Here is a 23977-nt window from a genome sequence, read left to right as displayed (position 1 = left end):
AGACATGGCCCTGCGAGTCTCAGGTCTGCCGTAAACGCCGGGATAATGTGGCCCCATGTCGTCCCCCAAAGTTCTTTTCGGCTTTCACGCCGTAGGCGTGCGTCTGAAGACCGCCCCCCAATCCATCATTGAAGTCTATTTCGAGGCTTCGCGTCGCGATGCGCGCATGCGCCAGTTTCTGGAGCGGGCCAAGGAAGCCGGTGTGCGTCTGATCGAGGCTGATGCCCTGCGCATTGCCAAGCTGGCTGGCTCTCACGGCCATCAAGGCGTGGCTGCACGCGTGGAAGAAGTCAAGGACACGCGCACGCTCGATGAGCTGCTCGACGACCTGCAGGAGGAGGGGGTGAAGGCCCCGCTGCTGCTGGTGCTCGACGGCGTGACTGATCCGCACAATCTGGGCGCCTGCCTGCGTGTGGCAGATGGCGCCGGCGTGCATGCCGTGATCGCTCCCAAGGATCACGCGGCCGGCATCAACGCCACCGTGGCCAAGGTGGCCAGTGGTGCGGCCGAGACCGTGCCTTACTTCATGGTCACCAATCTGGCGCGCACGCTCAAGGAACTCAAGGAGCGCGGCATCTGGATCATCGGTACCAGCGGCGATGCCGACAAACATCTCTATCAGATGGATCTGACCGGCCCGACAGCGCTGGTGCTGGGGGCCGAGGGCGATGGAATGCGCCAGCTCACCCGCAAGACCTGCGATGCGCTGGTCAGCATCCCCATGCAGGGCGCGGTGGAAAGCCTGAACGTGTCGGTCGCCAGCGGGGTATGCCTGTATGAGGCGTTGCGCCAGCGCCTGGCCGCAGCCGTTGCGATCAAGGCCTGAGTCGGCTTTCCGGGTACTGAAGCAAGGCGCGGCTGCGAGAGCAGCGGCGCCTTTTTTGAAGCTCCGGCCGAGCGAGCCGTACTCAGACGGCCGGCAGATCGGCTGGCGTCTTGCAGTCCGGATGCAGCATGCGCTGTACGATGCGTGCCAGCTCACCAATCTCCATGGGCTTGCTGAGCACCACATAGCGGCATTCCTGAGCATGCGGCACTTCGGCCTCCTCGCTGCTTGTCATGAGAATGAGCGGAATGAGGACATGCTCCCGCGCCAGCTTTTCCTGCATTTTCGCGATGCTCAAGGCACCGGAAAACTCATCGGCGGCAATGATGAGATCCACCTTCATGCCGCTGTTGATATAGCGCAGCGCGACTTCGGGTAAATATGCGGTCACGACTTGATAACCAAGTCCGTAGAGCACCTGGGCCATGGCATTGCGCGTGGCCAGATCGGGCTCGATGAGCAAAATCGTTTCCTGCCGGCCCGCAGGGGCCGAGGCTTGCGGGCTCTGCGGTATGACCGGTTGTGCGCGCGGAAAGTACAGGCTCACGATGGTGCCCAGGCCTGGAGTGCTTTCCACTTCGATCAGGCCCTGGACGTGGTCCATGAAGTTCTTGACCATGGGCAGGCCCAGGCCCGCGCCCTTGCCTTCGGGCTTGGTGGTGAAGAACATCTCGAAGATGCGGGCCTTGATCTCTTCACTCATGCCCGTGCCGTTGTCGGCCACGCTGATCATTACGTAGTCGCCCGCATGGCTGGCACGCTTGAGCAACACGTTCTCCGCTGTCAGCGTGATCTGGCCGTGCTCTTCGGTGGCATCACGCGCATTGATGCAGAGATTGATCAGCGAGTTCTCGAAATACAGCTTGTCCACGCTGATGGGCCAGATGCTGCTTGCCATATGCAGCTGCAATTCAGCGTTCTGGCCGACGGCCTTGCTCAGCAGCGGCTCCAGATCCTGTACCAGTGCACGGGGGTCGGCGGCAGCCAGCTGCATGGATTTGCGACTGCTGAACCCCGTCAGATGCGATGCCAGGCTGCCTGCTTTCTGAATGGTGTTGAGTATCACATCCACATGTTCGAGCTGCTCGGGCTCACCCAGCTGCTTTTCCAGCATGCCGGCATGCAGGCCGGTGATGAAAAGCAGGTTCTTCATGTCGTGCGCGACACCGGCAGACAGCTGGTTCACCATGCCCATCTTCTGGGCCTGCGCGAGGTAGGTCTCGGCCTGATCCAGCGCCTGCTGCTTGAGCCTCAACTGGTGGCTCAGCGTGGTGATCTGGTCGCGCAGTTGATTCTCGGACTGCCGGACGCTGTCTATGCTCAGGTTGGCGCCGACCCAGTAGAGAATCCTGTCCTGCGCATTCTTGACGGGAGACAGCGACGAAAAAAACCAGTGGTACTGGCCGTCATGGCGCTTGATGCGCAGCCGGTATCCTGTCGATTTTTCGGTGATCAGGGCGCGTGACAGCCCGGTGTTGACGGTCGCCAGATCGTCGGGATGCACGATATCAATCCAGATGCCTTCGCGCAGGCTCAGGGGACGTACTTCCCGGTAGGCGTATTCATGCAGGGCCCGGTTGAGCCAGGTCACTTCTCCATGGGGTGTTGCTATCCAGACCTGGTAGGGCAGGTGGTCCAGAAAGGCCTCAAAGCGGTTGACATGTCCCAGCCCGAGTTCGTCATCGGGTTCACGAAACGAGGTTTCGGTCGGCAATACATAGCATTGCACCGCTTCTGTCGTGCCAGCGCCTTGAATCGGTGAAAAATGCCAGAGCCCGGGGTGATCGGGCAGGTTTGCAGTCGCTTCCAGGCCTGTTTCCATGCACTGCCTGATAGCGAGCCTGGCTGTTTCCAGAATCTCGCGTTGGGGTATGCCGGGGGGCTGGTGGCTGGGTTGCAGAAGGCGCTGCAATGCAGGATTGGCAAAGCGCAGCTCCAACGTTTGGACATCAACAAGACCCCATGCCAATGCTGCAGGCGTCATGGCTTGCTGAAGTGCGAACAGTTGGCCCGATTCGTTCATATGCTGGTGTGGTGCAATATCAGGCAAAGAAGAAGCTCCGCAGATAAATTCAAGTATTCCACGTTGCAACTTGTTTTTTGAGGTTATAGCCTTGGTTCAAGCACTTATTGACAATTCTTCGACGTCCTTGGGCGCGATCGCCTGCGTGCGTCGCTGGCTGGGCGAGGCGCAGCGACTGGCCGTGCTAACCGGGGCCGGTGTCAGCGCCGAGTCGGGAGTGCCCACTTTCAGGGAGGATGCAGACGGGTATTGGTCCCAGTTCAAGCCTGAGGAAATGGCCAGCGAGCTGGGGTACCGCCGCGATCCGGCTCACGTCTGGCGCTGGTACGAGCACCGACGTGCGCTGGTTGCCAAGGTGGCCCCCAATGAGGGGCACCTGGCGCTGGCGCGCTGGGCAAGGCAGCATCCCGGTCGAATGACACTTATCACGCAGAATGTGGATGGCCTGCACCAGCAGGCGGGCAGTCAAGAGGTGTTGAGCCTGCATGGAGAGCTGAACAGCAATCGCTGGCTGAATCGCCGTTGTGCGTCCTGCGACCTGGAGCAGGCTGTCCCCGGTGAGCCGCCTCATTGCGCCGCCTGCGGCAATTTGCTGCGGCCTGCCGTCGTGTGGTTTGGCGAGTCTCTGCCCAGCCAGACCTGGGCCAGGGCAGAGCAGGCGGCAGAGCAATGTCAGCTGATGCTGGTGATCGGCACGTCAGGCGCAGTCTACCCGGCAGCAGGTCTGGCCAAGATCGCACGGCGCAACCGTGCGCGCGTGGTCATCATCAACCCGCATGCCAGCGAGCTGGACTCGGTGGCGGACCAGATGATCGCCATGCCATCGGCGCAGGTGCTGCCGTTGCTGCTGCAAAGCTCCGACTAGGCAGGCATTGGAGCCAGCAGCGGCCTCAGGAAAGAGACTGCTTTGGCAGTTGACGCCTGATCTGCCGAACCCGGAGCCTGGCGGTACTGCTTTTACACCCAGCCCAGCGCACCCAGCGCCGCACCGCCAGCCAGCAGCCACAGCAGATGAATGCGGGTGCGCCATACCAGCAATGTGCACGCAAGGCTCAGCAGCCATAGCTTCCAGTCCTTGCCAGGGTTGCCGCTGGCGCTGCCCAGCAGCCAGCCAGTGGCCAGCAGCAGACCGATCACCAGCGGAGCCATGCCTTGCTTGAAGGCGCGCACGCCGCGTTTGTCCCGGTTGCGCTGACCCCAGCGCGAGGCCTGCCAGGTCAGCAGCGAGCTGGGCAGCAAAATGCCCACCATGCATACGGCAACACCCAGTGCTCCCAGTCCCCAGGCGGCAGGGCCGGCGCCGCCGCCCGCATTCAGTCCCACGTTCCAGCCCAGCAGGGCGATGAACAGCACATTGGGGCCGGGAGCGGCCTGGGCAATGGCGATGGAGCTGGTGAACTGGGTTTCCGAGAGCCAGTGGTTGCCGTCGACCAGATAGCGGTGCATATCGGGCGCGGCGGTGATGGCTCCACCCACGGCCATCAGCGACAGCGTCAGGAAATAGGCAAAAAGATGCAGCCAGTCCGCGGTCTGCAGCGCGATCGCCAGCGGGCTCATGCCAGCCTCCGGTAGGTCAGCACGCAGCCTGTTGCGCCCACTAGCAGCAAGGCCCAGAACAGCGGCAGGCGCAGCACGGCCACCAGCACAAAGGCGGCGATGGCCAGCCCTGCGCAATACCACTTGCCCAGCGGATGCTTGCGCAGCGTGCCAGCCAGCTTCAGGCCCATGCCCGCCACCAGTCCTGCCGCCACGGCGCCCATGCCGCGCAGTGCTCCGGCAACGGCCGGGTTGGCCGCGAACTGCGTGTAGACCAAGGTGAGGCTGATGACCACCAGCATGGGAAACGTCAGCATGCCGCACAACCCCACGATGGCGCCGCGCCAGCCGAAGTAGCGTTCGCCCAGCATGATGGAAAGATTCACCACATTGGGCCCGGGCATGATCTGCGCCACGGCCCAATCCTCCATGAACTCCTCATTGCTCAGCCATTGGCGTTTTTCGACCAGTTCGCGCTGCACCACGGCCAGTACGCCGCCAAAGCCCTGCAAGGCCAGAAAGGTCAGCGACCAGAACAGTTCGCGCAGATGGCGCGGGCGTGGCCGCTCGGCTAGCGGCAAGGACGGTGGGGCGGGCGAGCTCATTGGGCGGGTCTCAAGGCCTCAGGCAGAGAGTGATCGGAGTCAGCTGTGGATGCTAATCCGGGCGCCTGTCTTCGGATCGGCTCGAGCCATCTTCAGTAGAGAAGGGTGTATCGATCACTTTGATGACTCCTGTTGCCGGAGCGCGACGCCTGGCGCAGGTCAGAGGTCGCCCAGGATCTGCTCCAGATCAGCGTCGTCGGCATCGGCCTCCAGGCGCAGGCTGCCCTGTATGTGGTCCAGGTGGCTGAGCATCAATTGCTCTGCCAGCTCGCCATTGCCCGCGACGATGGCATCGACCACGGCTTCGTGCTCATCCACTAGGCAGCAGGTGTTGACCGCCGATTCATACAGCGAGATCGTCAGGCAGGTCAGTGTGGACAGTTCACGCATGCTGCGCAGCAGCGCGGAGTTGCCGGCCAGCTCCGCCAGCAGCACATGAAACTCGCCGGACAGGCGCACCGTGGCTCGCTTGTCGGAGTTGGCACGTGCTTCGCGCTCCTGCTTCAGATGGGTCTGCAGGCGACGGATCTTGCTGTTGTCCATGTTCAGAACAAGGCGACGCACAATGCCTGGCTCTATCAGTCGGCGTGCTTCAAAGACGTCCAGCGCCTGCTCGATGCTGGGTTTGGCGACAAAGGCTCCGCGCTGCGGGAACAACTCCACCATCTGGTCGCGGGCCATGCGGGCAAGGACCTCGCGCACGCGAGCCCGGCTGGTGTTGAAGATATTGGCCAGCCTGTCTTCGCCGAGCTTGGTTCCCGGCAGCAGGCGGTGCTCATGGATGGCTGTCGCAATGCGGGTTGCCATTTCATCCACGGTAATTTCAGATCGAGATGTGTTGCTTCGATTGTTCACTTTTGTAGTGTCTTTTGTCGACATGTAGGTGAATTCTAGTGTCACACGGCATGTCGGCTTCGAACGTCCCGATTGAGGTTATCCCGCAGTGTTTTCAGGGCAGCTGGCTCAATAGCTGGGTGAGCCCCGGGGGGAGGTTCTTGAAGTCCTTGCGTGGAGGTTTGGCAAAGCTGCCGGCGCGTGCTGGAGCGGGAGCCAGCGAGACCAGGCTCTGTGCATGGTTGACTGCGCTGGAGACACCATCAACGGCCGGTACCGGCAAACTCTGCTTGATGGAGCGTGCGAGGCCGGCCAGCGGGGCGCCGGCAATGATCAGTACGTCGGCGCCATCTTCGCTGACCGCTGCTTCGCACAAGGCCTGCAGGCGTGCTGCATGGTCGTCCTGCACACTTCCGATGTCTCGCAGAGGCTCGTCCAGGCAGCGAATGCTGGCCAGTCGGTCGATGAGTCCGTTGCGCTCGACCATATCTCGGTACCAGGCGGTAATGCGCCTGGAGATGGCGATGATCGAAAAGCGTTTGCCGAGCATGCATGCGCTCATGAGCGCGGATTCGGTCATGCCCAGTACGGGAATGTCCAGGGCCTCGCGCAGGCCTTCGAGACCGGGGTCGCCAAAGGCAGCCACTATGACGGCGTCATGCCGCGCGGCATGGGTTGCGGCCAGCTCCGCTACAGCGTAGGCGGCAATCATGGCCTCGAAGCGCGTCTCGATATAGGCCACGCCCATAGGGGCAGTCAGCATGGTGATTTCCGTACCCGAAGCAGCGGCCAGCCTCGCCTCTTTCTCTATCAAGGAAGTGACGCTCTCGGAGATATTGGGATTGATGATGAGCAGTTTCATGGTGTGTGCTCCGGTTCAGAAGCGGGGTGCAGGTCGCTTGGGCAGCAATGTGGGGGCTCCACGCTGCAGGAATCGTCCCTGGCCGGCTCGGGCCTGGAACTTCTCGCCATCCCAGACGATCTGGCCGCCCGACAGGGTCAGGCAGGGCCAGGCCTTGATCAACTGGCCTTCGTAAGGAGTATGGTCCACGTTGTGATGCAGGTCGCGGTTGTTGATGGTGCGCTCGCCCTCCTGCCAGACGACCAGGTCGGCATCGGCTCCTATGGCGATGCTGCCCTTGCGCGGATGCAGCCCATAGACCTTGGCCGGGTTGGTGGAGGTCAGTTCCACAAAGCGGTTCAGCGTCATGCGTCCAGCCAGCACGCCGTGGGTATAGAGCAGGGACAGGCGAGTCTCGATGCCCGGGATGCCGTTTGGGATATGGCTGAAGGACACCTCCTGGCCACCCGGCTTTTTGCCTTCCGGGGCGTCGTAGTTGAATGGCGCATGGTCGGATGAGAATACGGTGAAGAGGCCGTCATTGAGACCGTTCCAGATGACCTCCTGGTTGGCCTTGTCGCGTGGCGGCGGGCTGCATACGCACTTGGCGCCCTGGTAGCTGTCGTCCAGGCCCAGGTCTTCTGCGCTCAGGAACAGGTATTGAGGGCAGGTCTCGGCCATGATGTTCATGCCGTGGGAGCGCGCCCAGCGGATCTGCTCGACAGCCTCGCGGCCCGAGACATGGACGATGAGTATCGGCACATCGGCAAGCTCCGAGAGCGCAATGGCGCGGTGCGTGGCCTCGCGCTCCACCAGCATGGGGCGCGAGACTGCGTGATAGCGGGGGGCGGTGCGGCCGCTGGCTTCCAGGCGCTTGGTCAGCCATTGGATGCAGTCGGCATTCTCGGCATGGATCATGGCCGTGGCATCGTATTTGCGAGCCACGTCCAGAACATCGAGAATCTGACCGTCATCGAGCTTCAGATCGTCATAGGTCATGTAGATCTTGAAGGAGGTGTAGCCTTCCCGGATCAGCGCGGGCAGTTCGTTTTCCAGTACTTCCGGGGTGGGGTCGCTGACGATCATGTGGAAACCATAGTCCACACATGCTTTGCCTTCTGCGCGGCGATGGTAGTCGGCCACGGCTGCGCGCAAGGACTGGCCTTTGGCCTGGGCGGCGAAGGGGATGACCGTGGTGGTGCCGCCGCAGGCTGCAGCGCGGGTGCCGCTTTCGAAGTCGTCTGCCATGCGCACGGGCGGTTCCATGGGCTGATCCAGATGGCAGTGGGCATCGATACCGCCCGGTGTGACCACTCGGCCTTGAGCGTCGTATTCGTGAGTGCCGGCAGGCAGCTTGTTGCCCAGCTGGGCGATCTTGCCGTTGCGGATGCCGATGTCGGCTTCAAAGATGTCACTGGCGGTTGCGACTTGCGCATTGCGCACCACGATATCGAATTCGCAGGGGTTCATGTTCGGGGTCGGTTCTACGTTGAAAGTGAGTGGCTGCCGGTGCTGGCATGACTGTGGTGATGTGTGTGGCGCGCTCAAGCTCGATGAGGCAGTGGCTGCTTCGGAGGGGCTTCCTTGGTGTACCGAGGAGGCAGGAGCGGCGCTGCGTCGGCAGGCCGCTCTGGCTGTCTTCATGCCTGAGGCTTACACGGGTACCTTCTTGCTGTAGTCGATCAGCAAGGCCGAGCAGATGAACAAGCCCACGCCTGCGCCGGTGAACATCATCAGCGCCATGAAGTAGGAACCTGTTGCCTGCACGATGAGCCCCACGATGATGGGCACGCCAATACCGGCGCAATTGCCGCCGAGGTTCATGACGCCGCCCAGAAAGCCGACGCGATTGCGGGTTCCGATCAGGGAGGGGATGCACCAGAACAGGCCGCACCAGCGCAGGAAAAACAGGGTGATGGACAGCAGGATGACGACCGTGACGGGGTCGGTGATCTGCGAGACACCATAGATGGCGATGGTGGCGATGATCGATGCAATGCCGAACAGAGTGCGCAGCACGGTGGCCTGGTTGCCACCTTTCTCACGCCATTTGTCGGCGATCCAGCCGCCGATCATTTCTCCCACGAAGCCGGAGAAGAACATGGCGAAAAGCGCGCCGCCCATGGCCTTGATGTCCATGCCGTGCACCTTGGACAGGTAGGTGGGCATCCAGGTCAGCAGACCGTAAAAGAGTGCGTTGAAGCACATCCAGCCAAAGAACATGCCCCACACCGAGCGGTACTTGAAGAAGTCCAGCAGCTTGCCCTTGCTGGTGCCGGCGTCGGCCCTGGCGTCTTCGGCATGTGCTGCTTCGATGTGACGGGCTTCGGCCTCGTTCACGCCGGAATGTTCGCGAGGGTGGTTGCGGATATAGGACCAGGCAAAGTAGCCCGCGATCATGGTGCCGACGCCGGCGACCACGAAGGAGATGCGCCAGGAGCCGAAGAAGGCGATCAGGCCTGCAATGATGATGGCCCCCAGGGCGGCGCCCAACGGTGCGCCGCCGTCAAGCAGCGTGGCACCGCGGCCGCGCTCGTTCTGGGACATCCAGATGCCGTTGAGCTTGCCGCCGGCCGGGTAGATGGGGGCTTCGGCGGCTCCCAGGCCCAGGCGTGTCAGCAGCAGTGGGAACCAGCCCGTGGTGAAGGCGGCGATGGTTTGAAACAGACCCCAGCCCAGAGTGGCGCCGGCGATGACGGAGCGCGGGCCGTATTTGTCGGCAAGCATGCCTCCTGGGATCTGCATGAAGGCATAGGTCCAGAAAAACGAGCTCAGCAACAAGCCCTGCATGGCAGGACTCAGATCGAATTCCTTGGCAATCATCGGCATGGCTACCGATAGCGAAGCTCGGTCGATGTAGTTGATCGAGATGAGGAACAACATCATCAGGAAGATCTTCCATCGGACTTTGGTCGGAGCCTGCGTGTGCTCCGCTGCGGCTGTGGTCGGGATATGCATCTTCGGGGTCACTCCATCCAGGGTTGGTTGATGTGATGAAAATTTAAATGTCGACAATGTTGTAAACAATATAGAAAACACCTATGTGACTAAATTTGCGTTGAAATATCTGCATTTCCGCAGTGCTACAGACGAAGTGGAATGTATTTTCTGGCGACTTTAAGAATTGATGCTTTTATTGTTGTTGACAGTATTGTTGACGTTTTTCGTTGGACTGAGAACAATATGATTCGGCCGCTGAGACGGTCAGCCCTTCACGGAGAAACACAAGAGATGACTGCAACCAAGACATGCCTGGGCGTGCTGACGCCTTCTTCGAATACGGCGCTGGAGCCTCTGACCAGTGCGCTTGCCGCCAGCGCGGGTCGATGCTCGGCGCATTTTTCGCGCTTCACGGTGACGGAGATTTCGTTGGCGCAGGCCGCGCTCAATCAGTTTGATGACAGCAAGATTCTTGCGGCCGCAGAGCTGCTGGCGGATGCCAAAGTGGATGTGATCGGCTGGAGTGGTACCGCTGCCGGCTGGCGCGGTTTTGACTGCGATCGGCAGTTGTGCGAGCGCATCGAGCAGCGTACGGGCATCAAGGCAACGACGGCCATCCTGGCGCTCAATGAGCTGATGCAAAAGCTTTCCGTCAAAAAGCTGGCCATCGTGAGCCCCTATACCGCGGATGTGCAGCAATGTATCGTCAACAATTACCGCGCAGCCGGTGTGGAAACCACGGCTCACCGGCATCTGAACATTTCGGTCAATCACCGCTTCGCGCTCGTGGAGCCGGAGCAACTGCTGGGGCTGATTGCAGAGGTGATCGAGGAGGGCGCTCCCGATGCGGTGGTGACTTACTGCACCAATCTGCATGCAGCGCAGCTGGCCGATCAGGTGGAGCGGCGCTGGAATGTGCCGCTGCTCGATACGGTAAGTACCACGGTGTGGGGAATGCTGCGTGCGGCAGGGCGTAGCCCGGCGGATATCAAGGGGTGGGGGCGCTTGTTTGAAGTGGCGTGACAGCGGGTGGCTCAAGCAGGGGCCGCCAGCAGGCTGTGGTGAAAGACGAGTCGAGGATGACGGTGCCTGGTGGTGGAATACCTGTGTTTGTGCCGAGCGCCCGAAAGTGATTTCCGAGGAATGGAGAGACTATGAAACTGGTTCGATTTGGAGCTGCCGGTGAGGAAAAGCCCGGTCTGCTGGATGCTCAAGGAGTGTTGCGCGATGCTTCGGCCTGGGTGGCGGACTGGCGCGGCGCCGAGCTGCATCCAGAAAAGCTGGCGCAATGGCGCGATCGACAATCCGAGGCGCTGCCGGCCGTGTCAGGAGCCCCCCGACTGGGCTGCCCGGTGGCGCAGGTGGGCAAGATCGTCTGCGTGGGGCTCAACTATGCAGACCATGCGGCAGAGGCGGGGGCTGCGCCACCGGCCGAACCGGTGCTGTTCATGAAGGCGGTCACGGCCATCAGCGGGCCCAATGATGCCATACAGATAGCGCCGGCGGCGACCAAGGTGGACTGGGAAGTGGAGCTGGGGGTGGTCATCGGCAGCCGTGCCACGCGGGTGGGCGAGCAGGCCGCGCTGGGTCATGTGGCCGGCTATGTGCTGGGCAACGATGTGTCCGAGCGGGCTTGGCAGATGGAGCGCGGAGGCACCTGGGACAAGGGCAAGAGCCATGACAGCTTTGCACCGCTGGGACCCTGGCTGCTGACGGCCGACGAGGTGGCCGATCCGCACCGCATTGCGCTGTGGCTTGAAGTGAACGGCCAGCGCATGCAAGGCAGCAATACCAGCAATTTCATCTTTGGCGTGCCCAAGATCATCAGCTATATCAGCCACTTCATGACGCTGGAGGCCGGCGATGTGATTCTCACCGGAACGCCTGCGGGCGTGGGCCTGGGTCAAAAGCCAGAGCCCGTCTTTCTCAAGCCCGGCGACGTGGTGCGGTTGGGTGCTGACGGACTGGGCGAGCAGCGCCAGGTCTGCGTGGCGGTGAACTGACGCAGCTTTTTCCCGGAGAGCTAGTTTTCAGAGCTTTCCGGGAGAAGTCGGGCCGCAAGGCGTGCGCTTTTCTTCGGCCGGCTGCAGTTGTTGAGCCTGCTTGATATCGAGTCGCCTGGCGATGATCCTGGCCACGCATTCGAGTTTTTGCAGGTCCTTGGCCGTCAGGCTTTCATCGGCGGCCTGACTGAAGCAGCACAGCGTGCCGTAGACCTTGCCGCTGGCCAGCACGATAGGGGTGCTCAGATGAGCACCTACACGAAAAGGAGTTGCCGGCAGCTTGGTAAAGGCCGGGTGGGTGGCCGCATCCTGGACCAGACCGGGCAGAACGCCGTCGAGCACGCACTGGCAAAACGACTCTTCCAGAGGGCCGCCGCCGCCAGTAGCAATCAATTCCTTGCCGGGAGCAGTATCGACATGCTGGAACATGCGTTGGCTGTTGCGGATCTCTGAGATAAAAATCACCTCCATATTGAGGTGCTGGCGCAGCTCCTGCAGGACCAGGCGCACGCTTTCATCGACCAGTTCGTCGCTTTGATCTGCCGTGGCCAGCAACAATTCGCTGACCTGTACCTCCAGCGCCTCCGGTGCGTAATCCCAGTTGTGAATCGCCATCTCTCAAACCTCTGAATGTCAGCAAAAAACGGGCCATTGTGGCCGAGCAAACAGGGTTCTCAAGTTAACAAGACGTAAGACTTCATAGCGAATCCTGGCCGGTCACCGGACTGGCGATGCTGTCGGCTGCACCCTTCTGGTCGGTCTGGGGCTGAATCAGTGACAGCACCTGGGCGTGGAGCTCGGCCGGTACGGCGATCAGCTCCATATTCAGTACACGGGCCATTTCCCGCAGAGTGGAAAAGCGCGGGTCGACATCGCCGGTTTCAGTGCGCTGTACGGCCATGCGCGACAGACCGGCACGTTCGGCCAGATCGGCCTGGGTGATGCGGGCGGCCTTGCGAGCCTGGGCCAGAGTCGTGATGAGTTCGGAAGTCATGCATATCAATATACTCTTTGTCGCATGGCACAAAAGCATGGCGTCTGCTGGAGGGCGTTTCCCCGGTCAGGCGGACCGCCGAAGTCTGCCATGCCGCTGCCATACTGCGAGGGCATGTTGGCAATGGTTCATCGAACAACAGGAGTGCGCAATTGGACTGGATAGCAATGCAGCTGAGCCACGAGAGCGTCAAGCTCTGGCTGTCTGTGGGCTGGTCGCTGTATGTCGTCGTGGTAGGCATCTGGATTCTGCTGCAGCGCAGCCAGCCGATTGCCACGCTGAGCTGGCTGTTGTCCATGGCAGCGCTGCCTGTGGTGGGTCTGTTGGTCTATTACTACTTCGGTCCGCAGCGCATGAAACGCCAGCGTATCAAGCGGCTGCGCTCGCGCAAGCGTTCGCGTTTGCGCAACAGCATGCAAAAGCTCAGGGAGCGCATTCCGGCCCAGCAGGAACGTCTGCGTCAGGTGGCGCGGCTGGTTGGCATGACCAGCGATTTCCCGGTAAGCACGGCCACTTCCATGCAGTTGCTTGTGGGGGGGGGCGCGACCTTTGATGCGATTGCCGAGGCCGTGAGCGCAGCACGCCACCATGTGCATCTGGAGTACTACATCTACGAGCCCGATGAGACTGGCACGGCCTTGCGTGATTTGCTGATCGAGAAAGCACGTGCAGGCGTGCAGGTGCGTTTGCTGGTGGATGCTCTGGGCTCCAAGAAGCTGGGGCGAAAGTTTCTGGAGCCGCTACAGCAGGCCGGGGCCGAGGTGCTGCGCTTTCACGACGCCAAGATAGGGCGGCGGCTGCGGCCCGTCATCAACTTCCGTACCCACCGCAAGATTCTGGTCTGCGATGGAAAAGTGGGCTTTACGGGCGGCGTGAACGTCACCGATGAAGAGAACGAGCGCATTTGTAACGATGCATATCATGACGTGCATATCCGGGTCGAAGGCTCCGTTGTCAATTGGCTGCAGACCGTGTTTCTCGAGGATTGGGCCTACACCCGCAGTGACGATCCGCACCGCCTGCCCGACGATCTAGATGATCTGCTGCCTGATTGCGAAGACGGCCCCATCCCCATGCAGGTCGTGACCTCTGGGCCTGATGACCACCTGGACGCCATCTACCGCGCCTATCTGGCGGCCATCAACGCGGCTCAGCAGCGCATCTTGCTGACCACGCCTTACTTTGTGCCGACCGAAGGCGCGCTGACGGCTCTCACCAATGCCGCGCTGCGCGGGGTGGAGGTCCGCATTCTGGTGCCGAAGAAGTCTGATTCGCTATTGGTGACGGCCGCTGCGCGCTCCTATTTTGACGAGCTGATTCGTTGTGGCGTGCATATCTATGAATATGCGGCCAGCATGCTGCACTCCAAGACCTTGGTGGTCGATGACAATATGGCCATGATCGGCACAGCCAATTTTGACTATCGCAGCTTTTTCCTCAACTATGAGGTCTGTGTGATCGGCTACGGGCCAGAGCTGAATCAGGCCATCGCTGCCCAGTTCGATGCCGACCTGGGTCAGGCTCGAATGGTGCAATATCGCAGCGAAAAAGGCCTGCGACGACGGCTGGTCGGTTCCGTGGCCCGATTGACATCGCCGCTGCTGTAATGAGTGAAACCCTGAATCATTGTGTGGATGCTCTGGCGCTGTGGCGCCTGCAGGACTGGCTGCATGCGCACCCGCGCGTGGTGGTCATTGGCGGTGCAGGCTGCAGCACCGAAGCCGGCATTCCCGACTATCGTGACCGCAACGGACAGTGGAAGCGTCCCCAGCCCGTGACCTATCAGGCCTTCATGGGCGATGTACTGGTGCGTCAGCGCTACTGGGCGCGTTCCATGCTGGGCTGGCGCGTGATGGGTCAGGCGCGGCCCGGTTCCGCTCACCAGGCACTGGCGCGACTGGAGCAGCAAGGCCGGCTGGAGTTGCTGATCACCCAGAATGTCGATGGCCTGCATGATGCGGCCGGCAGCCTGAACATCGTGGACCTGCACGGGCGCATCGACACCGTACGCTGCATGGACTGCGACAAGCGCTCTGCCCGTGCCGATCTGCAGCAGCGGTTGCTGGCACTGAACCCGGCCTGGGCCCAGCTCTATGCCACACCTGCGCCGGATGGCGACGCCGATCTGGAAAACCAGGACTTCAGTCGCTTTGTCGTGCCGGCCTGCCCACATTGCGCAACGGGCCTGATCAAGCCCGATGTGGTGTTCTTTGGCGAGACCGTGCCGCGTGAGCGCGTGCAGACCTGCATGGCTGCCGTGGCCAGGGCTGACGCCGTGCTGATCGCCGGCTCTTCATTGATGGTGTATTCGGGTTACCGCTTTGCGCTGGCAGCGCATGAGCAGGGCAAGTCCATCGTGGCCATCAACCAGGGGGTGACGCGAGCCGATGCATTGCTGGATTTCAAGCTCGAGGCCGATGTGGGCCAGGTCTTGATGGGCCTGGTCGAGACAAGCTAGCTCACTGCCTTTGCGCAATCGATGAGGGCAGGGCGGCGCAAACAGTCTGCATACTCCTGGAGCGCACGCCGGTCTCGTTGAGGTAAAGGATGGCACAGCATGCCTCCGGTGTTGCGGATCACGGTCTCGAGCTCATTGCCACCGATCGGGTGGAAATCGTGGCGCAGCAGCGGCGCATGGCTGCGCTTCATGAAGCGGCGGGGAATGCCAAGGGGTCTTGTGTGCCGCCCTTGAGCGGCTTGTGGCCTGCATGGGTGCGGTCATGCGGCCCAAGCTCCAGCGTGAAACTTCTGGCGGAGCCGGGGCCGTCGGAATATGCGGCGCAGGTATTGCGGTTCCTGCGAACTCGGTGAAGTGTCTGGGGCGTCGACTCGGCTGACCTCCGCACCGAGGTTGGCAGTTCGTGTGGATCGCAGGTCACAGCGAAAGCCTGGCCTACGTGCTGCGCTCCGTCTGCTCCCAGGGAGCCATCGGTTTCTGTCGGATGTTTTGAGGCTGCTGACTCAAGCATGGCAAGGGCTCAGTCACCAGAGCACGATCTGCGAGCAACGGAAGAGCGATAGCTTACGTCCCTTGTCATCGAACAAGGTGGCCGACCACACCTGCGTTGTCCTCCCCAGATGCTCAGCCACAGCCTCCACGCGCAAGATCCCTTGCTTCGCAGTACCAAGGAAGTTGGATTTCAGCTCCAGTGTCGTGAATCCTTTCGCGCCTTCCGGTAGATGCGCCAGCGTCGCATAGCCGGCGCAGGTGTCGGCCAGCATCACCTGTGTGGCGGCATGTAGAAAGCCATTGGGTGCCATCATCCACGGTGCAATAGTCAGCTCCATGGTCATGCGGCCTTCGGCAAGTGTCAGCGGCCGTGCGCCAAAGATATCGGGCAGTGTGCCGCGCTGGCGTTCAAACAGACTGTCCAGGGTTTCGGTGCTACGGAGCATCATGGTTTCCTCGAGTGGAGTTGAAGTCTTGGTCTCTGTCGATATGCGTTCACGGTCTCTCCAGCACCGTAGCAATACCTTGCCCACCGCCGATGCATTGGGTGGCCAGGGCATATCGTCCCTGCTGTCGTGCAAGCAAGGCAGCTGCCTTGCCGGTGATGCGCGCACCAGTGGCGCCAAGTGGATGACCGATGGCGAGCCCACCGCCGTCAATATTCACGGTCTCCATGTCCAGGCCGAGGTCTCGGATGCAGGCCAGCGCCTGCGAAGAGAAAGCTTCGTTGATCTCAACCACGTCCAGATTGGCCACAGTGAGACCTGCGCGGGCCAGCGCCTTGCGTGCGGCGGGTATCGGACCGATGCCCATGATCGCTGGGTCCACTCCCACGGTCGCGAAGCTGCGGATGCGCGCCAGTGCCTGCAGACCATGGCGTTCGGCAAAATCGTCGCTAGTGACCAGCACGGCCGCAGCGCCGTCGGTCAATGGCGACGATGTGCCCGCCGTGACCACTCCATCAGGCCTGAAGGCGGGCTTGAGCCCGGCCAGGGTCTCCAGTGTGGTGGCGGGGCGTATGCAGCCGTCGGCATCCAGCAGTTCTCCATCCGGTAAGAGAATAGGCACGATTTCATCGACCAGCAGACCCTGGTCGCGAGCAGCGGCGGCTTTCTGATGGGATTGCAGTGCCAGCAACTCCTGGTCGGCGCGGGTCACCCCCCATCTCTGCGCCACGTTTTCCGCCGTTTCGCCCATTGAAATATAGGCGTCGGTATTTGCCTGCAACTGGGGGTTCGGTGAGAAGTTGAAGCCGCCCTGCGGAACCATCGTCATGGATTCCACGCCCACGCAGAGGAAGGCGTCGCCCATGCCGGCCTCGATCTGCGCTGCGGCAATATGCACGGCCTGCATCGACGAGCCGCAAAACCGGTTCACAGTCATGCCGCCCACGGTCTCGGGCAGGCCGGCCAGCAGGCCGACGATGCGCGCCAGATTGTTGCCTTGCGAGGCCTCGGGGTAGGCGCAGCCGAGGATCACATCCTCCAGGAGTGCAGGGTCCAGGTCGGAGCGCTTCAACAAACCCTGTACGACCTGGGCTGCCAGCGTGTCCGGCCGCACTTCGGCCAAGCGGCCCTTGCGGGCGAAGTGAAACGGCGAGCGCGCATAAGCGGCAATAACGGCTTTCATGACATGGGCTCCTTGCGATAGTCAGTGCGCAGCGGCGTAGCGCTGGGCGGTGATGTTGCTGGACAACTGGCCAGCCATAGCTTGGCGTGCGGCCTCATAGGCATCCCACTTCTCGCCAGCATGCAGTGAGGAAGTAGAGACCTCTTCTCCACGCTCAAACCCCAGCAGTGCTGCATCGACGAGGTCTTCGACGCTCGTCACGATGCTTGCATCCAGGCTCTCTACCGGCAATCCACCGATGGCCCAGAAGTCCGTGGCCGTGGCACCAGGCAACACTGCCTGCACCCGAACACCTTGGTCAGTCAACTCATGCTGCAGCGACTGGCTGAAAGCCAGTACAAAAGCCTTGCGCTGCTCGTCAGCGCGTTCGGCTGTTCGGTGTTGCGGGCGACCAGGATCAGGTCATAGCCACGCTGAGCGAGCTTTTTTTGCATGTGGCGCACCGATGCCGCTGGATTCCTCGGTAACGAGGTTGGTACCGAGATAGGTTTGTGCCATGGTGAAACTCCTTGAGGTTGATGGATGTTGTCCATGGCCTGAATGGTGCGATGTGCGTGGTTTGTCGTAAATGACGTATATAGTCATGAAAAAGGACATCGGAAAGGACGCTCTTTATGCACCGCATCGGTTACATCCTGCCGGAAGGCTTCCAAGTCATGGCGCTGGCCACCCAGGCCGTGTTCGAACTCGCCAACCTGATGACGGAGAAGCCCTTCTATGAGGTGGAAACCTATGCGATGAATGGCGCGGTCCGAGCTTCGGCAGGGCTTGCATTGCAGGCAAACCCTTTCACGGCCAACAGCAGGGCAGACACCTGGCTGGTTGCGGGCAATCTCACTCCAAGAGACGTCGCTCCGGCACCGGAGCTGATCCGGCTGCTGAGCAAGGTGACGGTATCCGCTTGGCGCGTGGCCGGCCTGTGCACGGGCGCTTTCCTGCTGGGCGACGCGGGCCTGCTTGATGGGCGCCGCGCCACCACGCACTGGTATTGGGCCGAGGCCTTGCAGCAGCGCCACCCACAGGCGCAGATTGAGTCCGACCGCATCTACATTGCCGACGGACCGATCTGGACCTCTGCCGGTATGACGGCGGAGATCGACCTGGCGTTAGCGCTGGTGGAAAAAGACCTGGGCGCCAAGGTTGCACGGTCGGTTGCACACCGCTTGGTCATGCACCAGCGCCGCTCGGGCGGGCAGTCACAGCACTCGGAGATGCTCAAGCTGGCACCCAAGTCAGACCGCATCCAGCAGGCGTTGGAGCATGCTCGGCGCAACCTTTCTCAAGCATTGAGCGTGGAAGAGCTGGCCGAGGCTGCCAGCTTGAGTCCACGCCAGTTCAGCCGGGTGTTCACGGCCGAGACGGGGCAGTCCCCCGCCAAAGCCGTGGAGGGTCTTCGGCTTGAAGCCGCGCGGCTGATGATTGAGGGCAGTCGGCATCCGCTGGAGGTGATTGCTCAGGAGACAGGTTTTCGTGACCGGCGCCATATGCGCGAAGCCTTCCTGCGTGGCTTCGGCATGCCGCCACAGGCCGTACGGCGCGAAGCTCGGGTGGAGCCGTAAAACGGCTGACACGCTCCGTGAAATGCGTAACTTGCACCGTGCGTGGAACGACCAGCCGGGTACTGAGCCAACTGGCCATGATGGCGATCTGTGAACTGCGAACTACCGCCACAGCCGGCGCTGATTCGGGGATATGCAAGTACTTGGATGCCTGCTCTAGCGCGGGGAGGCGGCCCCCCTGGGATCCCGATCTCTCATCATCTCGAATAAAAACAGGGTTGCTGTCAGCAGGCTGATGACTTGCGGGTGAGAGAGTTCCTCGCTGAGGTGCGCGATGCCCGCCAGCCTCCTTCAAAGTGCGGGGCACCGTGTGAAAGGTTTGGCGAGTATCACCTGAGACTGGCCGTTGTAATGCTGCCTAAGGAGCTACTGGCAGCAGGTCCTGGTGTGTGGAGTTGCTCATCGTCTACGCATATCTGCTGTAAAGCACGGAGCTATGCAACGACACCGATAAGTTCAAAAAGCGGCAGGCTTGACGCCTCACTGCCTTTGTTCACTGGATCTGCTCGGAAGCTCCGTCAAAAAGTCTCCCAGTCATCGCCATTCTTATCCGTAGCCTGCTGAGTTCCAGCGATAGCAACTGGTCGACGCAGCACAGGGGACTTGGTAGCCATGAATGGCTTGGGTGACGACTCCGATACCTTTGCGACGGTCGCTGGTTTTGTCGGGTTGACCGAGGCTGCCTGCATTGCGGCAGAGGTATTTTGTTGGTGCTCTGACAACTTGAAGACCGCCACTGCTTCGACCAGCGACTGTGCTTGGTTGTGCAAGCTGCTGGCTGCGGCGGCCATTTCCTCGACCAATGCCGCATTTTGCTGCGTGGTTTGATCCATTTGGGTAACGGCTTCCCCAATCTGGGCCATCCCCGAGCTTTGCTCATGGCTGGCAGCGCTGATTTCACCCATGATATCGGTGACGCGCCGAATGGCCGTGACCACATTGGTCATGGTCTCGCCAGCTTTGTCCACGAGCAAGGAGCCTTGCTCCACGCGCTGCACACTGGTGGTAATGAGCTGCTTGATCTCCTTGGCTGCCTCAGCCGAGCGTCCAGCCAGAGCCCGTACTTCGCTTGCCACCACTGCAAAACCTCGTCCTTGCTCACCGGCGCGGGCAGCTTCGACGGCGGCGTTCAAAGCCAGAATATTGGTCTGGAAAGCGATGCCATCGATGACACCGATGATGTCGGAAATCTTGCGGCTGCTGTCATTGATGCTCTTCATGGTCTCCACGACCTCTGCGACCACTTCACCGCCCTGTGTGGCCACAGAGGATGCATTCACGGCCATCTGATTGGCCTCGCGTGCGTTGTCGGCATTTTGTTTGACCGTCGCACTCAACTGCTCCATGGATGCAGCAGTTTGTTCAAGAGCACTTGCTTGCTCTTCCGTGCGGCTGGATAGGTCGTTATTGCCCATGGCGATCTGAGCACTGCCCGACGCAACTCCCTGAGCATTGCCACGCACCGCCGACACCGTGCTCACGAGGCTGTGTTGCATGCGTTGCAGCGCACTGAGCAGTTGACCGGTTTCATCCTGAGACTTCACGGTGATCTGGCCACTAAGATCACCTCTGGCCACACGGTCGGCTGCTGCCATGGCCAGGGACAGGGGGCCGGTGATGGAGCGAGTAATCTTGATGGCCAGGGTTACCGCTAGAAGAATGGCGATTGCACCTGTCGCCAACACTTCCTGGAACAGATTGTCGGCAGCAGCTTCTGCCCTCTGGCTGGCCACGTCGGAGCTTTGGGTCTGGTGATCCAGCATGCTGCGGATGACCCGCTGATATTCGAGTTGGTTGGGGCGCAGTTGGGTTTCCAGCAATCTCAGCGCTTCATCTCTTTGGCCCTGATCGAGCAGTCCAAGAAATTCGTCACCGGATTTGAGGAAGGCCACGCGCCGCTGCTTCAGATCTTCCAGCAGCGATTGTCCCAGGCCGGAGTGAGTGTGCTTGCTCAGCGAATCCATTTCTGCAGCCAGCTCGGTGCGGGTCTTCTGAATCATGGCGCGTGCCGATGCCTGGAGCGTCTCCGTGGAAAAGATCGCTAGGTTGCGGAACTGAATCGCCTGTTCATTGGCGCCATCCGTGATGGTGTTCAGCGTGCGAATGATCGGGATTTGCTTCTGGGTGATGTCGGTGAGGGCTGAGCGCTGAGTGGACGACCCCCAAAGTGCCACCCCTCCCAGCACTAGTATCAGCACCATCAATGTCATGAACGAGAAAGTCAGCCGAGTGGAAATTTTCAAACGATCCATTTCGCGCGTCTCCTTTAGCAGCCAATGTTTTCGGTTTGAGAGCTCGTGTCAATTTGTGTTCATGTATTCAAAGTGTAACTTTGCGAGGGTTTCAGGGGCGCCTTTTTTATGAGTGATTGCGGCTTCTGAACGACAGAGCCTGAGTCCTTGCCTTCTTCCTCCTTGCCGAACTGGATGAGCGTTGTTCCCTGTCCACTGATCTGCGCCATCCCGTCCGGCACTTTGGAGTAGCTGCCTGGACTCCAAAGCCAAGCTTTTCTTCAGGACAGGTCGAGATCTGCTCCAACTTTCGCTGGCCGGCTCCTGACTGGCTCACTGCAATGTTTCAGCCAATGCCGCAGTGCCATGCGTCGGCAGGGCAAGACTGAGCTCCGATTGAATCAGGGTGGATATACGCGAAGGACTACCTTGAGGAACTATGTCCCATGCAGGACGTGCAGCAGCATCAGCAGCAGCGGCATGGTCACCAGCGCCAGCAATGTGGAGAGGGCAATGCTGGCCACCACCTCATCCTCGGCAACCTGGTAGCGCTGGGTGAAGAGCAGTGCGTTGGCGCCCACAGGCAAGGCTGAGCAGATCAGCATCACCCCCATGGCCGGGCCACGCAGTTGCAGTGTCCAGGCGCAGGCGAGAAACACAAGTGGGTGCACCAGCGACTTGACCAGCGTGATGCGCATCGCGGCTCGCCAGTAAGCTCCGATCCTGGTGTATGCCAGCGTGATGCCGACGAGCAGCAACGCCATGGGACCCATGGCCGAGCCCAGCATCTTGAGCGAGGTATCAAGCACGTCAGGCAGAGGCCAGCCTGTCAATGACCACAGCAAGCCGGCCAGAATCGGCAAAGGCACAGGGTGGATGACGCTATTGCGCACTGCCTGCCAGACAGTACGCCCCATGGACCGTTTGTTGTGGGTGTCGTCCGCATGCTGTTCACGCGAGGATGCCAACTCGAACACCATGGTCGCGGCCGTCAGCAATACCAGGGCGTGCACCGAGATCAAGGTGAACAGCGTCACCAGTCCCTGCTCGCCAAAGGCCAGGCCCACGAGCGGTACGCCGATCATGGCTGCATTGCTGAACATGCTGGCCAATCCGCGCGCTGCAGCCAGGGTGTTGAAGCCGTAGACCAGCATCGTTGTCACGAAGACGATGATGGCCGACAGGAAATACACGCCAATCGGTCGGTAATCCAATTCGCCGATATGGACCTGAGCCATGGTGCGAAACAGCAGTGAAGGCAGCAGCAATAGGAACACAAGGTTGGACATGTCCTTGACTGCTGCCTGCCGCACCAGTCCGACACGCGCCAAGCCAAACCCTGTACCGATCAACGCAATCACCGGTAGTAGGGCCGCTACTGCGGAACCATTCATTCAACTCTCCAACAAAACCGAATCGCTGCTTGCACCTTGCTCCAGGCTTGAGCATATGCACTTCTCGGGCGCTGAGCTTAACGCCTCTGCACACGCGTTTTCGGAATCTGCTTCACCTGTGCGCTATCGCACAACCTGCTAAATGAGCAAGTCTTGGTTGCTATTGGGCGAGGTGAAGCCCCAGCCTTGCTTGCCCGATTCACCGGCAAGCAGCGCCGTCATGTCGTGCTTTTGTTTGCAGTGCATGGCGCGCATGACCTCCAGTAGCAGGAATGCACCCGGAATGGCTTTGTGCTCAATGGTTTGCACAATGGATCTCCTTTCTGGCAATGAGGCGTGAGTCCATGCTCCCGCTTCATTCAACCCTTGATGCAGATCACCTGCTTGAGGGTATGGACCACTTCCACCAGGTCCTTCTGGGCGGCCATGACGGCGTCGATGTCCTTGTAGGCCATGGGGATCTCGTCGATCACGCCCTCATCCTTGCGGCATTCCACGCCTTCGGTGGCCTTGATCTGGTCAGCCACTGAGTACAGCTTTTTGGCCTTGGTGCGGCTCATTACGCGGCCCGCGCCGTGGCTGCAGCTTTCAAAGCTCTCGGGGTTGCCCAGGCCGCGCACGATATAGCTGCGCGCGCCCATGCTGCCGGGGATGATGCCCATCTCGCCGCGCTTGGCGCTCACGGCGCCCTTGCGGGTGACGAACACATCCTCGTCAAAGTGATGTTCCTTTTGCACATAGTTGTGGTGGCAGTTCACGGCCTCCACGTGGGACTCGAAAGGCTTGGTAATCACCTGGCGCACGGTAGCGATCAGGTTGGCCATCATCACTTCGCGGTTACTCATGGCGAACTTCTGCGCCCAGGACACGGTGCGCACATAGTCGCCAAAATAGCGGGCACCCTCTTCCAGGTAGGCCAGGTCCTGGTCGGGCAGATTGCGCTGGTGCAGCTCGGCATCCTTCTTGGCCAGCTCGATGAAATGGTTGCCGATGGCATTGCCCACGCCACGCGAGCCCGAGTGCAGCATGAACCAGACAAAGCCCAGTTCGTCCAGGCACACTTCCACGAAGTGATTGCCGCTACCCAGAGTTCCCAGGTGCTTGCGGTTATTGGTCTTTTCCAGGCGGGGGTGCAGCTCGCACAGCGCGTCGAACTCGTCCACCAGCGTGGCCCATTTCTGGTCCACCAGATCGGGAGGGTTCTCCCAGGCTCCAGGATCACGGCCACGGCTTTGGGGTGCCGAGCCATGGGGCACGGCTTTTTCAATGGCCGAGCGCAGCGTGGTCAGGCTGTCGGGCAGGTCTTCGGCGCGCAGCGTGGTCTTGGCGGCCATCATGCCGCAGCCGATATCCACGCCGACGGCTGCGGGGATGATGGCCTTGACGGTGGGAATCACTGAGCCGATGGTGGCACCAATGCCCAGGTGCACATCGGGCATGGCGGCGATATGTTTGAAGACAATGGGCAGGCGCGCGGCGTTGGTCAGCTGTTGCTGGGCCTCGGTTTCCACGGGCACACCCTTGGTCCACATCTTGACGGGCACGCCGCCAGCGACTTCCAGTAGTTGGTAATTGTGTTCGGACATCTTGATTTCCTTCAGGACCTACGCAA

Annotated in this window: 23 protein-coding genes and 1 pseudogene; 7 read left to right on the top strand and 17 right to left on the bottom strand. The window is 60.9% G+C overall.

Translation table 11 applies throughout. From position 1 onward, the window contains the following. Positions 1-55 precede the first annotated feature (55 nt). Positions 56-826: a 23S rRNA (guanosine(2251)-2'-O)-methyltransferase RlmB gene (gene rlmB, locus AC1RTQ_RS12215; RefSeq protein WP_302090157.1), complete on the top strand. Its 771-nt coding sequence runs from the start codon at positions 56-58 to the stop codon at positions 824-826. An 82-nt stretch (positions 827-908) separates the two neighbouring features. On the opposite strand, the gene AC1RTQ_RS12210 is transcribed toward rlmB, so the two are convergent. Next, positions 909-2849, bottom strand: coding sequence for a hybrid sensor histidine kinase/response regulator (locus AC1RTQ_RS12210; RefSeq protein WP_492876032.1), 1941 nt, complete (start codon positions 2847-2849; stop codon positions 909-911). A gap of 91 nt (positions 2850-2940) precedes the next feature. Between AC1RTQ_RS12210 and AC1RTQ_RS12205 the strand changes: the two genes are divergently transcribed. Then, positions 2941-3714, top strand: coding sequence for an SIR2 family NAD-dependent protein deacylase (locus AC1RTQ_RS12205; protein WP_492876031.1), 774 nt, complete (start codon positions 2941-2943; stop codon positions 3712-3714). A gap of 92 nt (positions 3715-3806) precedes the next feature. Here AC1RTQ_RS12205 and AC1RTQ_RS12200 read toward each other — a convergent pair whose 3' ends face one another. The 6 genes from AC1RTQ_RS12200 to AC1RTQ_RS12175 form a co-directional block, all read right to left on the bottom strand. After that, complete coding sequence (locus tag AC1RTQ_RS12200) at positions 3807-4406, bottom strand: chromate transporter (protein WP_492876029.1); 600 nt, start codon at positions 4404-4406, stop codon at positions 3807-3809. Beyond that, a complete protein-coding gene (locus tag AC1RTQ_RS12195; protein WP_428177185.1) occupies positions 4403-4990 on the bottom strand; it encodes a chromate transporter in 588 nt (195 codons plus the stop codon). The genes AC1RTQ_RS12200 and AC1RTQ_RS12195 overlap by 4 nt, the downstream gene beginning before the upstream one ends. Before the next feature lie 159 nt (positions 4991-5149). Continuing rightward, positions 5150-5797, bottom strand: coding sequence for a GntR family transcriptional regulator (locus AC1RTQ_RS12190; protein ID WP_304349280.1), 648 nt, complete (start codon positions 5795-5797; stop codon positions 5150-5152). A 142-nt stretch (positions 5798-5939) separates the two neighbouring features. After that, positions 5940-6686 carry an aspartate/glutamate racemase family protein gene (locus tag AC1RTQ_RS12185; protein WP_492876027.1) on the bottom strand — a complete coding sequence of 249 codons (747 nt, stop codon included), beginning with the start codon at positions 6684-6686 and terminating at the stop codon, positions 5940-5942. Between the two features lie 15 nt (positions 6687-6701). Then, the gene (hydA, locus tag AC1RTQ_RS12180) at positions 6702-8135 is read right to left on the bottom strand and encodes a dihydropyrimidinase (RefSeq protein ID WP_304349237.1); all 1434 of its coding nucleotides are present in this window, start codon (positions 8133-8135) and stop codon (positions 6702-6704) included. Between the two features lie 183 nt (positions 8136-8318). After that, on the bottom strand, positions 8319-9623 hold the full coding sequence (locus AC1RTQ_RS12175) for an MFS transporter (protein ID WP_304349236.1): 1305 nt from the start codon (positions 9621-9623) through the stop codon (positions 8319-8321). Positions 9624-9896: 273 nt separating this feature from the next. Between AC1RTQ_RS12175 and AC1RTQ_RS12170 the strand changes: the two genes are divergently transcribed. Both AC1RTQ_RS12170 and AC1RTQ_RS12165 read left to right on the top strand, forming a co-directional pair. Continuing rightward, positions 9897-10628 (top strand): maleate cis-trans isomerase family protein, encoded by a 732-nt coding sequence (locus tag AC1RTQ_RS12170; protein WP_302090163.1) that lies wholly within the window; start codon positions 9897-9899, stop codon positions 10626-10628. Positions 10629-10759: 131 nt separating this feature from the next. Then, the gene (locus AC1RTQ_RS12165; RefSeq protein ID WP_302090164.1) at positions 10760-11608 is read left to right on the top strand and encodes a fumarylacetoacetate hydrolase family protein; all 849 of its coding nucleotides are present in this window, start codon (positions 10760-10762) and stop codon (positions 11606-11608) included. Positions 11609-11635: 27 nt separating this feature from the next. On the opposite strand, the gene AC1RTQ_RS12160 is transcribed toward AC1RTQ_RS12165, so the two are convergent. Continuing rightward, entirely contained in the window at positions 11636-12223 is a 588-nt protein-coding gene (locus AC1RTQ_RS12160; RefSeq protein ID WP_302090165.1) for a GAF domain-containing protein, read from the bottom strand. Between the two features lie 82 nt (positions 12224-12305). Further along, positions 12306-12602, bottom strand: a complete 297-nt coding sequence (locus AC1RTQ_RS12155; RefSeq protein ID WP_492876021.1) for a helix-turn-helix transcriptional regulator — start codon at positions 12600-12602, stop codon at positions 12306-12308. A 167-nt stretch (positions 12603-12769) separates the two neighbouring features. On the opposite strand from AC1RTQ_RS12155, the gene cls reads away from it, so the two are divergent. Together cls and AC1RTQ_RS12145 are read left to right on the top strand one after the other, a co-directional pair. Continuing rightward, positions 12770-14209, top strand: coding sequence for a cardiolipin synthase (gene cls / locus AC1RTQ_RS12150; protein ID WP_492876133.1), 1440 nt, complete (start codon positions 12770-12772; stop codon positions 14207-14209). Next, complete coding sequence (locus AC1RTQ_RS12145; RefSeq protein ID WP_492876020.1) at positions 14209-15060, top strand: NAD-dependent protein deacetylase; 852 nt, start codon at positions 14209-14211, stop codon at positions 15058-15060. Before cls ends, AC1RTQ_RS12145 begins: the two co-directional genes overlap by 1 nt. Positions 15061-15584: 524 nt before the next feature. Here AC1RTQ_RS12145 and AC1RTQ_RS12140 read toward each other — a convergent pair. The 4 genes and pseudogenes from AC1RTQ_RS12140 to AC1RTQ_RS12125 all read right to left on the bottom strand — a co-directional run bounded on the left by AC1RTQ_RS12140 (position 15585) and on the right by AC1RTQ_RS12125 (position 17714). Further along, positions 15585-16001: a PaaI family thioesterase gene (locus AC1RTQ_RS12140; RefSeq protein WP_492876018.1), complete on the bottom strand. Its 417-nt coding sequence runs from the start codon at positions 15999-16001 to the stop codon at positions 15585-15587. A 46-nt stretch (positions 16002-16047) separates the two neighbouring features. Next, positions 16048-17181: a thiolase family protein gene (locus AC1RTQ_RS12135; protein ID WP_492876017.1), complete on the bottom strand. Its 1134-nt coding sequence runs from the start codon at positions 17179-17181 to the stop codon at positions 16048-16050. 21 nt (positions 17182-17202) lie between these two features. Then, a pseudogene (locus AC1RTQ_RS12130) lies at positions 17203-17529 on the bottom strand (SDR family NAD(P)-dependent oxidoreductase); the annotation flags it as partial. Then, the gene (locus AC1RTQ_RS12125) at positions 17484-17714 is read right to left on the bottom strand and encodes a hypothetical protein (protein WP_492876015.1); all 231 of its coding nucleotides are present in this window, start codon (positions 17712-17714) and stop codon (positions 17484-17486) included. The gene AC1RTQ_RS12125 and the pseudogene AC1RTQ_RS12130, both read right to left, overlap by 46 nt. An 81-nt stretch (positions 17715-17795) precedes the next feature. On the opposite strand from AC1RTQ_RS12125, the gene AC1RTQ_RS12120 reads away from it, so the two are divergent. Beyond that, on the top strand, positions 17796-18740 hold the full coding sequence (locus AC1RTQ_RS12120) for a GlxA family transcriptional regulator (protein WP_409817604.1): 945 nt from the start codon (positions 17796-17798) through the stop codon (positions 18738-18740). Between the two features lie 518 nt (positions 18741-19258). On the opposite strand, the gene AC1RTQ_RS12115 is transcribed toward AC1RTQ_RS12120, so the two are convergent. The 4 genes from AC1RTQ_RS12115 to AC1RTQ_RS12100 form a co-directional block, all read right to left on the bottom strand. Further along, on the bottom strand, positions 19259-20992 hold the full coding sequence (locus AC1RTQ_RS12115; RefSeq protein WP_492876013.1) for a methyl-accepting chemotaxis protein: 1734 nt from the start codon (positions 20990-20992) through the stop codon (positions 19259-19261). A 416-nt stretch (positions 20993-21408) separates the two neighbouring features. Continuing rightward, the gene (locus tag AC1RTQ_RS12110) at positions 21409-22365 is read right to left on the bottom strand and encodes an AEC family transporter (protein ID WP_492876011.1); all 957 of its coding nucleotides are present in this window, start codon (positions 22363-22365) and stop codon (positions 21409-21411) included. A 138-nt stretch (positions 22366-22503) separates the two neighbouring features. Then, a complete protein-coding gene (locus AC1RTQ_RS12105; protein ID WP_314972787.1) occupies positions 22504-22674 on the bottom strand; it encodes a hypothetical protein in 171 nt (56 codons plus the stop codon). 50 nt (positions 22675-22724) lie between these two features. Then, the gene (locus tag AC1RTQ_RS12100; protein ID WP_492876008.1) at positions 22725-23951 is read right to left on the bottom strand and encodes an RtcB family protein; all 1227 of its coding nucleotides are present in this window, start codon (positions 23949-23951) and stop codon (positions 22725-22727) included. Between the last annotated feature and the right edge of the window lie 26 nt (positions 23952-23977).

This window comes from Comamonas sp. GW821-FHT11H03 (assembly GCF_058807955.1).
The sequence above is the reverse complement of the archived record's forward strand: the minus strand, read 5'-3'. Positions and strand labels throughout refer to the sequence as shown.